15 protein-coding genes are annotated in these 16,986 nt (G+C 54.2%); 12 read left to right on the top strand and 3 right to left on the bottom strand.

Annotated features, from left to right (window positions below; genetic code table 11):
- The coding region (locus tag QZ554_RS02620; protein WP_297194137.1) for a TonB-dependent receptor plug domain-containing protein at positions 1-735 on the bottom strand (735 nt) is incomplete at its 3' end.
- Positions 736-1,626: 891 nt separating this feature from the next.
- Between QZ554_RS02620 and yihA the strand changes: the two genes are divergently transcribed.
- The 8 genes from yihA to raiA all read left to right on the top strand — a co-directional run bounded on the left by yihA (position 1,627) and on the right by raiA (position 11,223).
- Positions 1,627-2,223 carry a ribosome biogenesis GTP-binding protein YihA/YsxC gene (yihA, locus tag QZ554_RS02615; RefSeq protein WP_297194135.1) on the top strand — a complete coding sequence of 199 codons (597 nt, stop codon included), beginning with the start codon at positions 1,627-1,629 and terminating at the stop codon, positions 2,221-2,223.
- A gap of 10 nt (positions 2,224-2,233) precedes the next feature.
- The gene (galE, locus tag QZ554_RS02610; protein ID WP_297194132.1) at positions 2,234-3,274 is read left to right on the top strand and encodes a UDP-glucose 4-epimerase GalE; all 1,041 of its coding nucleotides are present in this window, start codon (positions 2,234-2,236) and stop codon (positions 3,272-3,274) included.
- A gap of 57 nt (positions 3,275-3,331) precedes the next feature.
- A complete protein-coding gene (gene metG / locus QZ554_RS02605; protein ID WP_297194130.1) occupies positions 3,332-5,374 on the top strand; it encodes a methionine--tRNA ligase in 2,043 nt (680 codons plus the stop codon).
- 12 nt (positions 5,375-5,386) lie between these two features.
- On the top strand, positions 5,387-7,165 hold the full coding sequence (locus tag QZ554_RS02600) for a bifunctional UDP-sugar hydrolase/5'-nucleotidase (protein WP_297194128.1): 1,779 nt from the start codon (positions 5,387-5,389) through the stop codon (positions 7,163-7,165).
- A gap of 52 nt (positions 7,166-7,217) precedes the next feature.
- Complete coding sequence (locus tag QZ554_RS02595; RefSeq protein ID WP_297194126.1) at positions 7,218-7,997, top strand: 3'-5' exonuclease; 780 nt, start codon at positions 7,218-7,220, stop codon at positions 7,995-7,997.
- 312 nt (positions 7,998-8,309) lie between these two features.
- Complete coding sequence (locus QZ554_RS02590) at positions 8,310-9,107, top strand: patatin-like phospholipase family protein (protein ID WP_297194124.1); 798 nt, start codon at positions 8,310-8,312, stop codon at positions 9,105-9,107.
- Entirely contained in the window at positions 9,094-10,773 is a 1,680-nt protein-coding gene (locus QZ554_RS02585; RefSeq protein ID WP_297194122.1) for an alpha-amylase family glycosyl hydrolase, read from the top strand. Before QZ554_RS02590 ends, QZ554_RS02585 begins: the two co-directional genes overlap by 14 nt.
- A gap of 162 nt (positions 10,774-10,935) precedes the next feature.
- Positions 10,936-11,223 carry a ribosome-associated translation inhibitor RaiA gene (gene raiA / locus QZ554_RS02580; protein ID WP_297194120.1) on the top strand — a complete coding sequence of 96 codons (288 nt, stop codon included), beginning with the start codon at positions 10,936-10,938 and terminating at the stop codon, positions 11,221-11,223.
- Positions 11,224-11,310: 87 nt separating this feature from the next.
- Here the strand turns inward: raiA and QZ554_RS02575 are convergent, their stop codons facing one another.
- Together QZ554_RS02575 and QZ554_RS02570 are read right to left on the bottom strand one after the other, a co-directional pair.
- Positions 11,311-12,810, bottom strand: coding sequence for a glutamine synthetase family protein (locus QZ554_RS02575; RefSeq protein ID WP_297194118.1), 1,500 nt, complete (start codon positions 12,808-12,810; stop codon positions 11,311-11,313).
- A gap of 52 nt (positions 12,811-12,862) precedes the next feature.
- Positions 12,863-13,204 (bottom strand): DUF4298 domain-containing protein, encoded by a 342-nt coding sequence (locus QZ554_RS02570; RefSeq protein ID WP_297194116.1) that lies wholly within the window; start codon positions 13,202-13,204, stop codon positions 12,863-12,865.
- Positions 13,205-13,663: 459 nt separating this feature from the next.
- On the opposite strand from QZ554_RS02570, the gene QZ554_RS02565 reads away from it, so the two are divergent.
- The 4 genes from QZ554_RS02565 (at position 13,664) to QZ554_RS02550 (ending at position 16,928) form a co-directional block, all read left to right on the top strand.
- Positions 13,664-14,290, top strand: coding sequence for a hypothetical protein (locus tag QZ554_RS02565; RefSeq protein ID WP_297194114.1), 627 nt, complete (start codon positions 13,664-13,666; stop codon positions 14,288-14,290).
- A gap of 270 nt (positions 14,291-14,560) precedes the next feature.
- Positions 14,561-15,169 carry a hypothetical protein gene (locus tag QZ554_RS02560; RefSeq protein ID WP_297194112.1) on the top strand — a complete coding sequence of 203 codons (609 nt, stop codon included), beginning with the start codon at positions 14,561-14,563 and terminating at the stop codon, positions 15,167-15,169.
- Between the two features lie 290 nt (positions 15,170-15,459).
- A complete protein-coding gene (locus tag QZ554_RS02555; protein ID WP_297194110.1) occupies positions 15,460-16,068 on the top strand; it encodes a hypothetical protein in 609 nt (202 codons plus the stop codon).
- Between the two features lie 14 nt (positions 16,069-16,082).
- The gene (locus tag QZ554_RS02550) at positions 16,083-16,928 is read left to right on the top strand and encodes a VanW family protein (protein ID WP_297194109.1); all 846 of its coding nucleotides are present in this window, start codon (positions 16,083-16,085) and stop codon (positions 16,926-16,928) included.
- The last annotated feature ends 58 nt before the right edge of the window (positions 16,929-16,986 follow it).

The following is a 16,986-nucleotide window of genomic DNA, read 5'->3' as shown; positions in this document are numbered from 1 at the left end:
GCTATGTAGGCGAAGTTTCCCCACGACATCATTGCGGTAAAAGCCTGTTCGTTCATTGGGCTCATCCTTCTTAAATCCCTTCGATTGGTAGCGAAGGTATTCGATAAGATAGCCGATATGCTTGTGGTCATTCCCCACATGGACATAGCTGTTGAAGGTGCCGTAGCTTCCATAGGAGCTACGCAGGCCTGCATGGAAGGTCTTGGGGATAGGTGTCGAGACCATGTTCACCGCACCTCCCGTGGTGAAGGGGCCATACTGCACCTGACTACTCCCCTTCAGTACCTCTATGGCATACATACGGGCTGCATTGGGGAAGTAGTAGGCGGCAGGAGCGGCATAGGGAGCGGGGGCTGCTAGGATCCCATCCTCCATCAGCGAGATACGTTCACTACGCTCAGCCTTCGTTCCTCGTAGGCTGATGTTAGGGCGAAGGCCATAACCATCCTCTTCATAGATGTTCACACCTGGCACAGCACGTAGTATACGGCTTATGTCTGTGTAGCCAAACTTTGCCAGTTCCTTCGGCGAAAGGTAATAAGCAGAACCGGTGCGGTTGCGTGCCTCCAACTTGCTCCCCAGCATCTGGCGTGCGTAGACCACGATCTCATCAAGACGTCGGACGGAGTCCCTCGTCTCCCTCAAGCTATCTGTCGGGAGCACCTGTGCCCCAGCTCCGATACTGATCGAGCCGAGGCATAGAGTAAATGCTAGTTGCCTAGCTGTATGGTACATATTCTATCTATAAGTATGATCTCCTCTGTCACCCGAGGCACACCCTAGCCCAGACCCCATCAGGGTCAGACCGGACACGATATATATTGTCTACATATGGTGAAGGGGAGCAGTCCGCAAGCAACCTAGGTAATTCGCCCGCAAAGATATATCATATCTAGTCCCTACGAAATACCTATAAATGGGTATTTTATACCTTCTTGCCCCCTTCCCCTCCCCCTTTCCTCCCTTACACTTTCTCTTCCCTCCACACCTCTTACTGCGCCAATCTCTAGGTAGCACACAGGGCAGCCCCCGGGGGCTCGCCCCCTCGCGCGCGTACCTATTTTATATATAGTGTATGGGGGCGGGGGAGCGAGTGTGGAGGCTGGGGGGGCGGTAGGGACGAGCCCCCGAGGAAGGGAGGGAGGTGCCACCCTCTAGTGTAATACCCTCTGTTTCAGACATGCCGAGTGGACAAAAACGCTCTTACCGAGAGCGCAAGTGCGCTCTCGGTAAGAGCGTCCTCATCACCTTACATAGGTGATGGAAACGTTCATTATAGGAGCGTCGATGCGCTCTCGGTAAGAGCGTCTTCGTCACCTTACATAGGTGATGAAGGTATTCTTTATAGGAGTGCAGACACGCACTAGGCAAGGGGGGATCTGCGTACTTAGGATGCCCGACATTAGCCCCCCAAGAAGCCCTAGGTGCTCGGGGCGAAGAGCGTCCCCGACCTAGTAGACCGAGGTAGCCTACCCCTAGGGCTTGAGTGAGATAGCTCGGGGGAGGGGAGAGGAGGGTGGCCTCTCCCAAGGTGGGGCGCTGATTTCCGTCCCATCTACGGCTATATGTTGGCAATGCCGTATCTTTGTCCTGTAAAACAGCTTCGTATAACAAAGGATAGTCACGATGGTTATTACCTCTGCAGAGTTCGTCATCAGCAATAGTCGGGTAAACAAGTGCCCGACGACAGGGCTCCCCGAGTATGCCTTTATAGGTAGATCCAACGTGGGGAAGTCCTCGCTCATCAATATGCTTACTGGGCGAAAAGGTCTAGCCATGACCTCGCAAAAGCCAGGTAAGACACAGCTCATCAACCATTTCCTGATCAATAAGGATTGGTACCTCGTAGACCTTCCAGGTTACGGATATGCACGCCTTAGCCGAGACGGACGTGATGGGCTACGTAAGATGATCGAGGACTATATCCTAGAGCGTACTGAGCTCGTATGCCTCTTCGTGCTCCTAGATAGTCGTCTGGAGCCTCAGAGGATAGACCTCGAGTTCATCGAATGGCTAGGTGAGGAAGGCATTCCCTTTGCTCTTGTCTTCACCAAGGCGGACAAGCTCTCCAAGGGTAAGCTCGCTGCCAACATCGCAGCCTACAAGGAGCGTCTCCTGCAGCAGTGGGAGGAGCTTCCCCCACTCTTCATCACTTCCTCCGAGGCACGAATGGGCAGAGACGAGCTACTCTCCTATATAGATGGAATAAACAAATCATTATAAACCACACCACATGTCTACTAAAGGTACAATCCTCGTCACTGGGGGAACGGGCTACATCGGTTCCCATACGACCGTCGAGCTTATCCAGGCAGGCTACAAGGTAGTTAGCCTAGACAACCTCTCTAACTCCAACATCAACGTCCTCGATGGTATCGAGGCCATTACGGGCACACGCCCCGTATTCTATCAGGTAGATTGCAACGATGAGTCTGCCATAGAAGAGATATTCACCAACCACCCCGATATACAGGGTGTCATCCACTTTGCTGCTAGCAAGGCTGTCGGAGAATCCGTACAGAAGCCCCTGCTCTACTACCGCAACAACCTCCTATCCCTCATCGTCCTCCTAGAAGCCATGCAACGTCATGGTACCAAGGGGATCGTATTCTCCTCCTCCTGCACTGTCTATGGACAGCCCGAGGTGCTTCCCGTAACAGAGGATGCCCCCGTACAAGAGGCCCTATCCCCATACGGCAATACCAAGCAGATCAACGAAGAGATCCTACGTGACGTCGTCTATGCTGGCGTCCCCTACAAGGTAATCCGTCTTCGCTACTTCAACCCTATAGGTGCACACCCCTCAGCTCTTATCGGGGAGCTCCCACTAGGTGTCCCTCAGAACCTCATCCCCTACCTTACGCAGACTGCTGCCGGTATTCGTCAGGAGCTAAGTGTATTTGGCGACGATTACAATACCCCTGATGGCTCGTGCATCCGTGACTACATCAACGTAGTCGATCTAGCTAGAGCTCACGTCCTCGCCGTAGACCGTATACTAGATGAGGCGAAGAAGAGCCCCGCACTCGAGACCTTCAATATCGGTACTGGCCGTGGAGTGAGTGTACTAGAGCTTATCCGCACCTTTGAGGAGGTAACGGGTGTCCCCGTCCCTCACAAGATCGTCGGACGTCGTGAGGGAGACATCGTGCAGGTATGGGCTGATCCTTCCCTAGCGAACAACGTCTTAGGTTGGCAGGCTAGAGAGAGTCTCGCCGACACCCTTCGCTCAGCTTGGGCTTGGCAGGTACGCCTGAAAGAGCAACAGAAGTAACTACATAGGTCGGAGGGCACGTCTGTGCCCTCCGACCCATCACCTATTTAGCTATCGATGCAGAAGAACTATAAGAGAACACTCATCACTGCCGCCCTTCCCTATGCCAACGGGCCAGTGCATATCGGACACCTTGCTGGGGTCTACATCCCCGCAGATATCTACGCTCGCTACCTGCGCCTTAAGGGGCAGGAGGTGCTCTTTGTCTGTGGAAGCGATGAGCACGGTGTGCCTATCGCCATCCGTGCGCAGAAGGAGGGAGTTACCCCACAGGATATAGTGGATCGTTATCACACCATTATCCGAGACTCCTTCGCTCGCTTCGGTATGACCTTCGACATCTATAGCCGTACGACGAGCCCTACCCATCGGGAGCATGCCTCGGACTTCTTCCGTACACTCTATGAGAAGGGTGCCTTTACAGAGGAGGAGACGGAGCAGTACTACGACCCCGAGGCTCGGCAGTTCCTCGCCGACCGCTATATAGTAGGTACATGCCCTAGGTGTCAGAATGACCACGCCTATGGAGACCAGTGTGAGAGCTGTGGATCTACCCTTAATCCTACGGACCTCATCCACCCACACAGTGCCATATCTGGCGCTACTCCCATCCTCAAGAAGACGAAGCATTGGTATCTGCCCCTTGACCAGCACGAGCCTTTCCTTCGTGAGTGGATCCTAGAGCAGCATAAGGAGTGGAAGAGTAATGTGTATGGGCAGTGCCGTAGCTGGCTCGACGGGGGACTCCAGCCTAGGGCTGTGAGCAGAGACCTTGACTGGGGAATACCAGTCCCTGTCGAAGGTGCCGAGGGCAAGGTACTCTACGTATGGTTTGATGCTCCGATCGGGTATATTTCCAACACCAAGGAACTTCTCCCCGATACCTGGGAGACCTGGTGGAAGGATCAAGATACACGTCTCCTTCACTTCATCGGCAAGGACAATATCGTCTTCCACTGCATCGTATTCCCAGCAATGCTCCGTGCTGAGGGCTCATACATCCTCCCAGAGAACGTGCCTGCCAATGAGTTCTTAAACCTAGAAGGTAACAAGATCTCCACCAGCAGAAACTGGGCTGTTTGGCTCAATGAATACCTCGACGAGCTACCAGATAAGCAGGATGTCCTGCGCTATGTCCTCACCGCAAATGCCCCCGAAACCAAGGACAACGATTTTACGTGGAAGGACTATCAGGCACGGAACAACAACGAGCTAGTTGCTGTCTTTGGCAACTTCGTGAATAGAGCGCTCGTACTGACCTCGAAGTACTTCGAGGGGCATGTGCCTGCCCTTGGTGATCTCACCGACTTTGACCGGGAGACGCTCTCGGAGCTTAGCACTACCCGGGCTGCGATAGAACGCGAACTGGACAACTTCCACTTCAGAGAGGCTCTCAAGGAAGCGATGAATCTTGCTCGACTTGGGAACAAGTACCTCGCCGACACTGAGCCCTGGAAGCTCGCCAAGACAGACCTAGCACGTGTGGCGACGATCCTCAATATCTCGCTGCAGATCACCGCTAATCTCGCTATTGCCTTTGCCCCATTCCTTCCCATGAGTAGTGAGCGTCTCTGTCAGATGCTTCAGATCGCCCTCCCTAGCTGGGAAGACCTAGGACGTGCAGACCTCATGCCCGTAGGACATGCTCTAGGGGAGGCTCGCTTGCTCTTCGAGAAGATCGAGGATGAGGTGATCGAGGCGCAGGTGCAGAAGCTCTTGAAGACTAAGGAGGAGAACGAAGCCGCTGAGGCTACAGCTGCTCCTGTGGCTGCTCCGATAGCCTTCGAGGACTTCCAGAAGCTCGACATCCGTGTCGGTACTGTCCTCGAGTGCACGAAGGTGCCGAAGGCTGATAAGCTCCTCCAGTTCCGCCTCGACGATGGTCTCGGGGGAAGGACAATTATATCTGGCCTAGCCGAGCACTACGCTCCCGAGGATCTCGTCGGTAAGCAAGTATGCTTCATTGCCAACCTCCCTCCCCGTAAGCTACGTGGTGTAGAGAGCGAAGGTATGATCCTCTCTACTCTGGATGCTGCGACGGGTAAGCTCCACATCATCACACCTCAGCAGGGCGTAGCCCCTGGTAGCGAGGTGAAGTAACCCCCTATCATTATGAACCGTCCCTTTGCTGGTAGCATGCTCACCCCTCGTCTGTGGGTGAGCATGCTACTTTTCTTTTGTTTTCCTGCGTTCCTCTCGGCGCAGTCCGCTAAAGGTCGCCTCACGGAGCACCGCCTACGTATCATCCACACCACGGATATACATGGCAATGTCTACCCCTATGACTTCCTGAACGTACACGCAGGATCGGGTAGCATGTCCCGTCTATCTACCGTGATGAAGCAGGTGCGAAAGTCTGACCCTCAAGCCCTGCTCCTCGATGCAGGTGACCTGCTACAGGGTGAGCCACCTGCCTACTACTTCAACTATGTCGATACCGTAGCCCCACACATCATTGCCTCGGCGATGAACTATCTGCGCTACGATGCAGTGGCTATGGGTAACCATGATATCGAGCCTGGGCATAGCGTCTTCGACCGATGGGGGAAGACCTGTAAGTTCCCCTTGCTCGGTGCCAATATCATTTCGGACAAAACGGGCAAGCCCTACTTCAAGCCCTATCAGATCTTCCAACGCTCTGGCCTGCGTATCGCTGTCCTAGGCTTCACCACTCCCGCCATCCCACAGTGGGTACCTCGTCATCTGTGGGAGGGGTTGCACTTCGATGACATCATCGCCTCTGCCAAGGTTTGGATACCTCTGATACGGGAGCGTGAGCGTCCCGACCTCCTCGTCGTACTCATGCACTCTGGTCTCGAGAACGATAACCCTGATTATCTCGAGAATGCGGGGCGTACCCTCGGCGAAGGTGTCCCTGGTATCGACCTGATGCTTATCGGGCATGACCACCGCAAGGAGCTGGAGTGGCTTCGTCCACGTGGTACGGCAGACTCGGTGCTGCTTATCAATCCAGCTAACCACCTTGATCGGGTCTCCGACATCCAGATTACCATCAAGAAGCGTGGTGGGGTAGTGGTCTCCAAGGAGCTACGTCCCTCCTTCATCTCCCTCGACGATGTCGAGCCAGACCCTGCTTTCCTTGCCCGTTTTGCTCCCGAGAGGAAGGCTGTAGAGGCCTACCTTGGTAGCGAAGTAGGTACGCTGGAGGCTCCCGTGGTAGGTGAAGATGCGGTCTTCGGATCCTCGCCCTACATGGACGTGATTCATCGTATGCAGATGGAGGCTGTAGGGGCGGAGATCTCCTTCGCTGCTCCGCTGAAGCTCTCGGCGGTACTACCTGCGGGGAAGCTCTACATCCGAGACCTATTTAAGTTCTGTCCCTTCTCCAACTTTATCTATGCAATGTCGCTCACGGGACACGAGATACGTGGCTATCTCGAGCACTCATACGCAGGCTGGACGGGCGGAATGACCTCTACCGAGGACCAACTCATACGTCTGCGCCCTGGGGCTAAGGAAGGCGATAAGTATAAGACTGCTGTCCCTCCCTACAATTATAGCTCAGCCCAAGGCATTGACTACCTAGTCGATCTCACCAAGCCCGAGGGAAGTCGGGTGACGGTCCTTCGCCTAACAGGGCATAAGGAGCCCTTTGACCTCGACCGTACTTACCGGGTAGCCGTGAACTCCTATCGGGCAGGAGGTGCTGGCGGGATGCTGACCAAGGGCTCGGGCATTGCCAAGGAAGACCTCCCCAAGAGAATTGTAGGAGCGACCTCCCACGATCAGGTCTACTACCTAGCAGCCTTCTTCCGCAAGTACGGCTCGGTGCGCCCTGTTGATCCTGCGAACTGGCGGTTCATCCCCGATAGCCTTGCCCGTCCAGGGGCTGAGCACTCTCGCTCGTTCCTCTTCCCTCGGCGGAAGTAGCTCCCTCGGCTGATCGCCCTCGCTCCCTACCTCCTAGACTGCTCGTCGTTCTATGCCACTTGCCTTCATCGGATGTGTGATCCTAGCCCTCATGCTGGGCTGGGCGCTCTACCTCCTCTATGAGATGCGTCGGCGTAGCAAGCTCCTCAGGGAGGTAGCGACACCGCTCCCATCTAGCCCTCATCACTCGGGAGAGATCGATGTGGATAGCTCACAGCTATTCCGCTCGGTCTCTCCCGAGGGGTATAACCCCTACTGGCTCGTCTTCGATACGGAGACCTTTGACCTCATTCCCGACGAAGATCCTGCTGAGGGATACGATACTCGTCCCATCGCTCTCTCCTGGCAACTGCTCGACGAGAGTGGGGCAATGCTCCTAGAGGAGAGCTATCTGCTGGCTCGGGTGGAGCACCTCTCCCCCGAAGCAACCGCCCTGCATGGAGTGACTGATGAAGACCTCAAGCTACGGGCAAAGCCCCCACGAGAGGTCTACACGCTCTTCCTCGGCGATCTCTCTCGGGCATCGATGGTCGTGGCGCATCACCTCGCCTTTCACCGCTCGATACTTGCTGCTGATCTCCAGCAGGAGGGGCTAGAGGCAAGTCCGCTCCTATCTGCCCGAGGACTCTGTACGATGGAGTGGGGGAGGTCGCTGGGCTTCAAGCGTAGTGCCACGGGCGAAGCGCTCTATCCACGTCTCTCGGAGCTCTTCGGGCAGCTCTACTTCGCTCGCCCTTCGCTCCGAGTGCGCTATACGAGCAAGACACTGCGTGATGTGCGCCTCTGCGCTGCCTCACTTCGCCGTCATCCCCTCCTCATGGCTTCGTCGTAGGGGAGGTGGAGGTAGTTCTTTTTCCTCTCTTTTCTATCTTTGCCCTTTGGGAAAGGCCTAGCGATGTGGGTGGCTTGGTGTGAGCCTTGCCCCTGCTTGTGAGGTACCCCCACTACCTCACTGGAGGTAGCCCCGATACCCTTATAGAGGTGCCCTTAGTACCTTGGTGGAGGTACTGATACTACCTTAGAGAGGCTTCGGGGCAAGGCCTCGGTGAGTGTTCCTTGCCCCCTTTGTATAGGCAGCAGGAAAAAGGCCTACCCACATAGCAGGGAAGGCCCAACTACACATAAAGACTCAATACGCAGAACAATGACAGCAACATACAAGCTAGGCCTAGCACTCAGTGGCGGTGGCATCAAGGGCTTCGCCCACCTCGGCGTCCTCAAGTACCTAGAGGAGATAGGAGTAAGACCCGAGATACTTGCTGGGACAAGTGCTGGAGCCTTAGTAGGGGCATTCTATGCCTGTGGCTACTCCTGCGAGGAGGTCTTTGAACTGCTCTCCCGCAATGGCTTTATGAAGATGACGAGCCTAAAGATACGAGGGGGAGGGATGTTCAGTGCCTCTAACTTCCACCGACACCTCAAGCGCAACCTCCGCTACAAGAAGCTCGAAGACCTTCCCCTGCCTCTGAGGATCGTAGCTACAGACCTAGACGAAGGCGACCTGCGTGTCTTCACCGAAGGTCGTCTAGCGGATATTGTCCTAGCCTCGTGCAGTGTCCCCATACTCTTCACTCCAGTAGAGATAGATGGTCATGCGTATGTAGACGGGGGGATCTTCCGGAACTTCCCCGTGACCATCATCCGTGCGGACTGCGAGCAGGTCATCGGGGTGAACCTAGGACCTGTCTCCCACGAAGAGGTCGAGCGCTCGATGACCTCTATCGCTAACCGAGCCTGGGAGCTGGTCTTTCGTCAGAATACTATCCCCGACAGAGAGGCCTGCGACTACCTGCTGGAGACGATGGAGGTGACCCGCTATAGTATGTTTGAGGTCAGTGCAGCCTCCACCCTCATGACCATAGGATATGAACTGGCGCAGAAGGAGCTCGCTCCCCTAGCTGCCCAGCATACCTCCCAAACAGAAACCAATGAACCCCAATAAGATCGTTATCTACTCCGTCCTCCCACGTCTGTGGGGAAATAAGACAAAGAACCTCAAGGTAGGTGGTACACTTAGTGAGAATGGCTCGGGGAAGCTCTCCGACTTCACTCCCGAGGCCCTCGCCTATATCCGCAGCCTAGGTGCTACGCACATCTGGTACATCGGCCTACTGGAGCATGCCACCAAGACCGACTACAGCGCCTATGGCATCCAGCCCGATCACCCCGACACGGTCAAGGGGCAAGCGGGCTCACCCTATGCCGTCAAGGACTACTACGATGTCTGTCCTGACCTAGCGGAGGATCCACGGAAGAGACAGGAGGAGCTAGATGCGCTCATAAGGCGCACTCACGAGGCAGGGCTAAAGGTGCTTATGGACTTCGTGCCGAACCACGTAGCCCGCTCCTACTACTCCGATGCCAAGCCCGAGGGAGTGGAGGATCTAGGGCAAGGGGATGATCAGAGCCTAGCCTTCTCGGCAAGGAACAACTTCTATTACCTTCCCGGGACAAGCCTTAGCCTCCCACACACTTCCCCCAATACCCCAGCCTACGAAGAGATACCAGCCCGAGCTACGGGCAACGACTGCTTCTCCGCCACTCCCGGTATCTGCGACTGGTACGAGACGGTGAAGCTGTGCTATGGGGTGGACTACCTCGGTGGTGGAGCTCTGCACGCTGACCCCATTCCCGATACCTGGCATAAGATGCGGGACATCCTTAGCTACTGGGCAGCACGTGGCGTCGATGGCTTCCGCTGTGATATGGCGGAGCTTGTGCCGGAGGCCTTCTGGAGGTGGTGTATAGCTTCGCTCAAGGGTGAGTATCCTCATCTATACTTCCTCGCCGAGGTCTACCAGCCTCACCGCTATGAGGCTTACCTAGAGTCGGGCTTCGATGCCCTGTATGACAAGGTCGGGGTTTACGATAGACTTGTCCAGATCGGACAGGGGAAGGTCTCCGCCACCCCTGAGTTCACCTGGGCACGAGATGCCGTAGGGACTCGTCAGGGGCAGATGTGCTACTTCATGGAGAATCACGACGAACAGCGTCTAGCGTCTTCGATGGTCTTTGGGGATGCTCTGCAGGGCTTCTTGACCTCGGCTAGTGCTGCTCTTAGCGGGGGGAACCCTTGGCTCCTCTACTTCGGCCAAGAGCTAGGTGAGTCGGGGATGCAGGCAGAGGGCTTCAGTGGATGCGATGGTCGTACCACCATCTTTGACTATTGGGCTCTGGAGCGGCTACAACGCCTGCAGCAAGGCGGCTACACGGCGAAGTATCTAAGCGAAGAGGAACAAACGATCCTCCGCCTCTACAAGACGCTGGGTGAGGTGATGTCGCTACCTGTGATCAGCCATGGTGGATACTTCGGACTTATCCCCACTGGTGTGGATAGGGCAGATCAAGTGCTGAGCTATGTGCGCTACTATCGAGGGGAGCTCTTCCTCGTCGTCGCAAGCTTTGCTGACGTGGCTGGAGAGCTTGTCCTACCTCTGCCCGAGGAGCTCTTTGCAGCGCTCGGTGTAGAGCCAGGTGAGGTGGTGTATAGAGCTGTGGATAAGCTTACCTCGGAGAGCCAGCTACTCACGCTCACTCCTTGGGCACCCCTTCGCCTAGAGCAGCCGGGTAGGGGACTTCGCCTCTTGCACCTCGTTCCCGTAGACTAGCTCGGTGGGGTAGCAGTATATCGAGAGAACTTGCTGTATTAGATCTTTTTCTCTAACTTTGAGGTGGAGGTTGTTTAGCTACTTAGCTAGCCACCTCCACTACTACATTCTAAGTGTCTCACCGCTCTCCTCGTAAGGGGAGAACACAAACAACTAAGAACTATGGACATCAGAATTCAAGCCCTCCACTTTGAAGCTACCGTACAGCTCAAGGAGTTTATCCAGAAAAAGCTAGAGAAGCTCAACCGCTTCGCCGATGACATCCAAGGAGCAGAAGTTATCCTGAAGGTGACGAAGCCGGAAGTATCTAATAATAAGGAAGCATCCATCAAGCTCAAGGTAAGTGGCCCCGACTTTTACGTAGAGAAGATCGGTAACTCCTTCGAGGAGTCAATCGACCTTTGTATAGATGTCCTCAAGCGTAAGCTAGAGAAGCATAAGGGACTCTAGCGAAGTACCTAATAAGCCCATACGGGTAAAAAGAAGCCCCCCAAGTGCCAGTGAGCACTTGGGGGGCTTCCCGTATAGTCCGGATGCTTAGCAGTAGAAGAAGCGATCAACGAGCTCCTTGAGGAAGACAGGGTCTGCCTGTGCCTTGTCTCGGAGGTCTCCGTCCTGATAGCTGCGTAGATGACGGATCAAGCCATCGATGGTCAGCGGGTCAAAGACGCCGAGGGCCTCGTAGATAGCACGATCCTTCTCTAGGCGATCGGCTGAGGCGATACAAGAGGCAGGTAGGCTGTCGAGGTGCGAAAGCTTGTCAGCGAATTCACTCTTATGTATGTTCATCGATACATAGGTCTTCTTAGCAAGCTCTAGTGCATCGGGGAGCTCGAAGCCATGGCGAGCTGCGGTGGTGATACCAGCTAGAAGCAGGTAGATATTCGCTGATCCGTCTGGGGCACGGAACTCGATGGTCTGCTTGCCCGTGTATCGCTTGTTCTCTGGCTTTTCTAGGGGATTGACGATACTGCACATATCGACCTTTGCACTCCATCCTAGGGGCACACGTACGAGGGCTGAGCGGTTACGGTCACCCCAGCATACGGTGGTAGGTGCCTCCTGGTGTGGCACAAGTCGGAGGTAGGATGTGGGGTTGGTGTTCCCGAAGGCAGTGAGGGAAGAGGCAAGACTCATCATACCAGCCACAGCCTTGTGTGCGATGTCGGTTAGGGAGCCGTCTGCGTGTACGTAGCAGTTATTTCCTTCCTTATCTACGATCTTGGTATGCACGTGCATGCCGCTACCTGCCTTACCCACGATGATCTTAGGAGCAAAGGTAACGTTGAGTCCCATACGCCAGCCGAGCTCGAAGAGGATCCACTTACCGAGCTGTAGGTCTTGTGCTGCACGCTCTACGGGGACAGGCAGGAATTCGATCTCGTTCTGCTCGTAGTTGTACTCATCAGTACTAAAGTTACCCACCTCACCATGAGCGTACTTGATATGTCCGCCGCACTCGGCGATCAGTCGGATAGCTTGTGTGCGGAACTCGATCTGCTTGCTGAAGGGAGACATCTCATGGTAGCCACGCTGATCGACCGCTGCATAGTTCTCTTCCTTGGGGCTGATGACGTAGTATTCGAGTTCGCCCATAGCGTGGAACTCCAGTCCACCTGTTACTTCACGGAAGGCCTTGGCTGCACGGTGAAGTATCTGGTCTGGGGCGGAGGAAAGGGGCTGACCATCCTTGTCCATGTACGCACAGAAGAAGCTAATCGTAGGCTCAGCTGTGAAGGGGTCCATGAAGGCCGATGAGAACTGAGGTACGACGTACAAGTCGGAGGAGCCTGCCTCCATGACTCCGGGGAAGAGGCTCGAGCCATCTACGCGTTCTCCTGAGGAGAGTACCTCGTCAAGGTATTCAAGGTCTTGGATAATGAAGTTGAGTTCCTTGAGGTGACCATCACCACCGGTGTAGCGGAAGTTCACGGCATGGATATCTTGATCCACGATATACTTGATGATGTCGGCCTTGGTGAAGGCTTCGGGCTGCTTCCCTATGGCCCGTGCGATAGGGTTTAGGATGTACTCCATAGTTCGTTGTGAGTAGTTTGAATTGTATGTAGAGTTTGTTCGTGGGGTTTGGTCAGTCGGGAATGGGTGGCAAAGTATCCCTTCGTGGTACCTCGCGCATGTGAGCCTCTATCTCGCGGGTCATCTGTAGGAGTCCGTGCAGCTGGGTCAGTACATCGAAGACAGCGTCCTCGCTGAGTACCCCGCAGAGTAGATCCTCTGGGAACTCGTTGCGGTCACTGCTTTCCTTGTCAATGAACCAGTCGGTAGAACTATAATAAGTGATGAGATCCTCGAGCTGAGGGATTGCTTCTTGCATGGCAAAGAGTAGCTTTTCGCCCTCGTTGCCGAGTTCGATCCAGCGGTTTAGAGCTGATTCCATTAGGCGTATACGCTCGATGCGTTTTGCTTCCATATTCCTAACTAATCTAACCTTATAGCAAAAGTACATATTTAATATAAAGTATCCACTACCTCAGCTGAAAATTTTCGTCAGATTGTCTCGTGTCGTCTCCGTGGCTTCTACTTTTCTCTCTGTGTATTAGTATTCTACCCTCATTGAGTGCGTGCCGTTGTGTGTATTAAATGGAACCTTTTCCCTTCGTGTCGGTCGTGGTACTTCCTCTCTAATCACCTATCATAGGTGGTCGTGGTTACCTATGATAGGTGAATGCTACCACCTATGATAGGTGAAGGTGGCGATGTTACCGAGACCGTTACGCTCCCCATTCTGTAGCATATATAGCTCTATTCTGTAGTATGCATAGCTCTAATATAAGTAGCATGTGTAGCTCTATAAAGTGTATCAGTGAAAGTTCGCTACCTTTGTGGAAGCGACCTCGTTTATGAACACTAAATAATCTATCAGGAAGCAATGAAGCGACTAAGCCTTGTAAGTATCCTATGTTTTCTCCTAGCCCTTGTGGGGCTCAGCTCTTGTGGCGAATCCACACTTCGCAAGGATATCCTCGGGGAGTGGACAGGTGATCCTAAGATCTTGAAGAACCTAGAATGGATGGGAGGAGGACAAACGAAGATTTATGCCTTTGACTGGAAGTTTGATAACGGGAATCGAGGATTGATCAAGGTTGGGAAAACGCTCACTTTGCGGGAGGAGGAAGAGGAGGTGTACCTACGTGTAGCTATCGAAGTTCCGATTATCTACAACGTCTATGGTGATGGGCTTTCCTTCAGGTTTGATAAGGATTCTGTCCAAGTCGAGATCCTTGAATGTCTTATCAACGGCAAGAATTATAAAGATGTAGTTGCCCAGGATGTTGAGGGGGAAGGTGAAGCAGCCCTCCAAAGAGCCTACGATACAGTAACGGAGCAGCTAAAAGAGTTAGTTGAGGAAGACGTTCGCAGGCAGATCGGGACTCCTTTGGAGATAACCTATAGTTATGACGCTAGCGTGAAGAACGATATCCTGACGCTCAAGCAAGGGGGAAAGATACCCCTCACCTTCCACCGCAATAAGTCCCAGGAAGCTACGGCACCATAGCGATACATACTGATAGGAGGGGCTCTACAGACCTGCCCCTCATCTAGGAGGATCAGTGGAGACGTATCGGGAAGGAGTTTTGTAGCCTTCCTTACAGGGGCTAGGATCTCACCTAGGGGGCACACCTGGCACGTCTCGCACCTTCATAAGAGAAGCTCGATCTCCTCACGGAGCATCACTCGTAGCCCCTTCGCTTACTGCTGGGGCTGAGGATTTGTTCCTACTGGAGAACAACTATACTAACTACGAACACTAAACATCTAGAGAACAATGAAACGACTCAGTCTTGTAAGCATCCTATGCTTGCTCCTAGCCCTCGTAGGGCTCAGCTCTTGTAACGACTCCTCACTCCGCAAGGATATCCTCGGGGAGTGGGAAGGCGATCCAGCCACCATGGTAGCCCTAGAGAAGATGACAGATGGGGAGGCTAAGTTCCATTCCTTTAACTTCACATTCAGCGATGAGACACATGGCGTCCTCAACTTTGAGTACACCGTCAGCACCAAGGTGGATGGAGAGGAGATGACTCTGCGCCCTGCCTTTGTAGCACCGATCACCTACAAGATACTTGGGGGGAGACTTACCTTCAAGTTCGATCAGGCTGCTACTCGGGCAGAGATTCTCGAATACCTAATCAATGGCAAGGAATGCATCGAAGTGCTCCGTGAAGCAGCCGAGGGCAAAGAAGAGCAGTTCATCCAAGATACCTACGAGAAAATGAAGAGGGAGATGGAAGAGAGTGTCAAGGAGGGTATGCTCGAAGGCTTTGTGGAAGCTGGAGGTGAAGCCTTCGGTAATGACCTCAAGGTGAAGGACGGCATCATGACGATGAAGGATGAGGATCAAGTACTCCTCTCCTTCCACCGCAAAAAGTCCTAGGTGCTACGACCTCATCGGGATACCTACCGATAGAGGGTAGGCCCTACAGGCTAGCCTCTCATCCAGAGGGGGGATGGGGCGACGTCGCAGGTAGGGGTGTTGTAGCCTTAGCCACGAGGCTGAGGGGTGCACCTCTGTGGTATGCTTAGTAGGTCTTGTCCCTCTATGAGAGAGGCTCTGCCTCCTCACTAGGTGTCATTCGTAGACCCTTCGTTCGCTGTAGGATCTATAGATATACCCTTACAGGAGAACAAGAATACTCACTACGAACACTCAACTACTAGAGCACAATGAAACGACTCACTTTTGGAAGCATCCTATGCTTGCTCCTAGCCCTCGTGGGGCTAGGCTCGTGCAACGACTCCTCGCTCCGCAAGGATATCCTTGGGGAGTGGGAGGGGGATCCCAGCACCCTAAAGGCGCTAGAGCGGATCACAAATGGGCGGGCAAAGTTCCATTCCTATAACTTCATATTCAACGATGAGAAACAGGGCGTCCTCAACCTAGAGTACACCATGACATCAAAGATGGATGGTATGGTGATCGACCTACGCCTTGCCTTTGCCGAACCTCTTACCTACAGCATACTCGGCGGCAGACTTTCCTTCACGCTCGATCAGGCTGCTGCCCGAGTCGAGCTCCTCGAATACCTCATCAATGGTAAGGCATGCCTCGATCTCCTCCGAGAGGAGGCCAAGGATAAAGATGAACAGGCTATCCAAGAGGCCTACGAAAAGATCAAGAAGGAGATGGAGGAGAGTGTCAAGGAGGGTATGCGTGAGAGCTTAGGGGCATCTGCTTTCGAAGACCTCGGTAATGACATCAAGGTGAAGGACGGCGTCCTGAGTATGAGGGCGACCGATGGTGTACCCCTCTCTTTCCACCGCAAAAAGTCCTAGGGACACAATCATATATGGACTACATTGACCAACCTCTCATCCGAGGAGACCTAAGGCGACGTCTCGGGCGGGAGTACTATATCCTCCGACGCAAGGTGGAGGATCTCGCCTCGGGGACACGCTGGGCACGTCTCTCCCCGCCCCAGGAGCAGCTCTACCCCCTCATGGAGCATCATTCGCTGATCCTTCGCCCACTGAAGGATGTGGATATGTACCTGCAGGAGAATAAGCGTACCAATCTTCGCCTAGCGATCGCTCACCTAGACGGGATGCGTATCTGCCCCGGAGAGACTTGCTCGGTATGGCGTAGCGTCGGGCGCACCTCTAAGGCTAAGGGCTATCTGGAGGGCTTGGTGCTGCATCAGGGACAGATTCGCAAGGGGATCGGAGGGGGGCTTTGTCAGCTAGGTAACCTGCTCTTCTGGCTCGTGGCACATAGCCCGCTTACCATCACGGAGCGTCACCGCCACACCTTCGATGTCTTCCCCGATGTCCATCGCTTGGTACCCTTCGGGGCGGGAGCGACCCTCTCCTATAATTATATAGACTTCCGCTTTCGTAACGACACGGATCAGCCCTTCTACCTCGAGCTCTGGATGGACGATACCTACCTGTGGGGTCGCCTGAGCACGGAGGGAAGGCACACCTGTAGCTACCATGTCGAGGAGCGAGATCACCGTGTGGTACAACAGATGTGGGGTGGCTACACACGACACAATAGGATCGTACGCATTACCACTTATCCCGATGGGACGACGAGCGAGCAACTGCTCGTGGAGAACCACGCTATCATGATGTACAGTCCTATCCTTAGCCCACCCTACGGGACGAAGGTGCCCTCGGGGGAGGGAGCGGGATAGCCCTAGCTGGCATGTGAAGAGATCTTAACGACTTTGGCACGAGACCCTATACTTATCT

Origin of the sequence: uncultured Porphyromonas sp., assembly GCF_915070105.1 — a bacterium.
Lineage (GTDB): Bacteria > Bacteroidota > Bacteroidia > Bacteroidales > Porphyromonadaceae > Porphyromonas.
The sequence above is the reverse complement of the archived record's forward strand: the minus strand, read 5'-3'. Positions and strand labels throughout refer to the sequence as shown.

Bases quoted from the DNA above. Each gene is read 5' to 3' on its own strand.
- yihA (WP_297194135.1), top strand. From the start codon at position 1,627: ATGGTTATTACCTCTGCAGAGTTCGTCATCAGCAATAGTCGGGTAAAC.
- galE (WP_297194132.1), top strand. From the start codon at position 2,234: ATGTCTACTAAAGGTACAATCCTCGTCACTGGGGGAACGGGCTACATC.
- metG (WP_297194130.1), top strand. From the start codon at position 3,332: ATGCAGAAGAACTATAAGAGAACACTCATCACTGCCGCCCTTCCCTAT.
- QZ554_RS02600 (WP_297194128.1), top strand. From the start codon at position 5,387: ATGAACCGTCCCTTTGCTGGTAGCATGCTCACCCCTCGTCTGTGGGTG.
- QZ554_RS02595 (WP_297194126.1), top strand. From the start codon at position 7,218: ATGCCACTTGCCTTCATCGGATGTGTGATCCTAGCCCTCATGCTGGGC.
- QZ554_RS02590 (WP_297194124.1), top strand. From the start codon at position 8,310: ATGACAGCAACATACAAGCTAGGCCTAGCACTCAGTGGCGGTGGCATC.
- QZ554_RS02585 (WP_297194122.1), top strand. From the start codon at position 9,094: ATGAACCCCAATAAGATCGTTATCTACTCCGTCCTCCCACGTCTGTGG.
- raiA (WP_297194120.1), top strand. From the start codon at position 10,936: ATGGACATCAGAATTCAAGCCCTCCACTTTGAAGCTACCGTACAGCTC.
- QZ554_RS02575 (WP_297194118.1), bottom strand. From the start codon at position 12,810: ATGGAGTACATCCTAAACCCTATCGCACGGGCCATAGGGAAGCAGCCC.
- QZ554_RS02570 (WP_297194116.1), bottom strand. From the start codon at position 13,204: ATGGAAGCAAAACGCATCGAGCGTATACGCCTAATGGAATCAGCTCTA.
- QZ554_RS02565 (WP_297194114.1), top strand. From the start codon at position 13,664: ATGAAGCGACTAAGCCTTGTAAGTATCCTATGTTTTCTCCTAGCCCTT.
- QZ554_RS02560 (WP_297194112.1), top strand. From the start codon at position 14,561: ATGAAACGACTCAGTCTTGTAAGCATCCTATGCTTGCTCCTAGCCCTC.
- QZ554_RS02555 (WP_297194110.1), top strand. From the start codon at position 15,460: ATGAAACGACTCACTTTTGGAAGCATCCTATGCTTGCTCCTAGCCCTC.
- QZ554_RS02550 (WP_297194109.1), top strand. From the start codon at position 16,083: ATGGACTACATTGACCAACCTCTCATCCGAGGAGACCTAAGGCGACGT.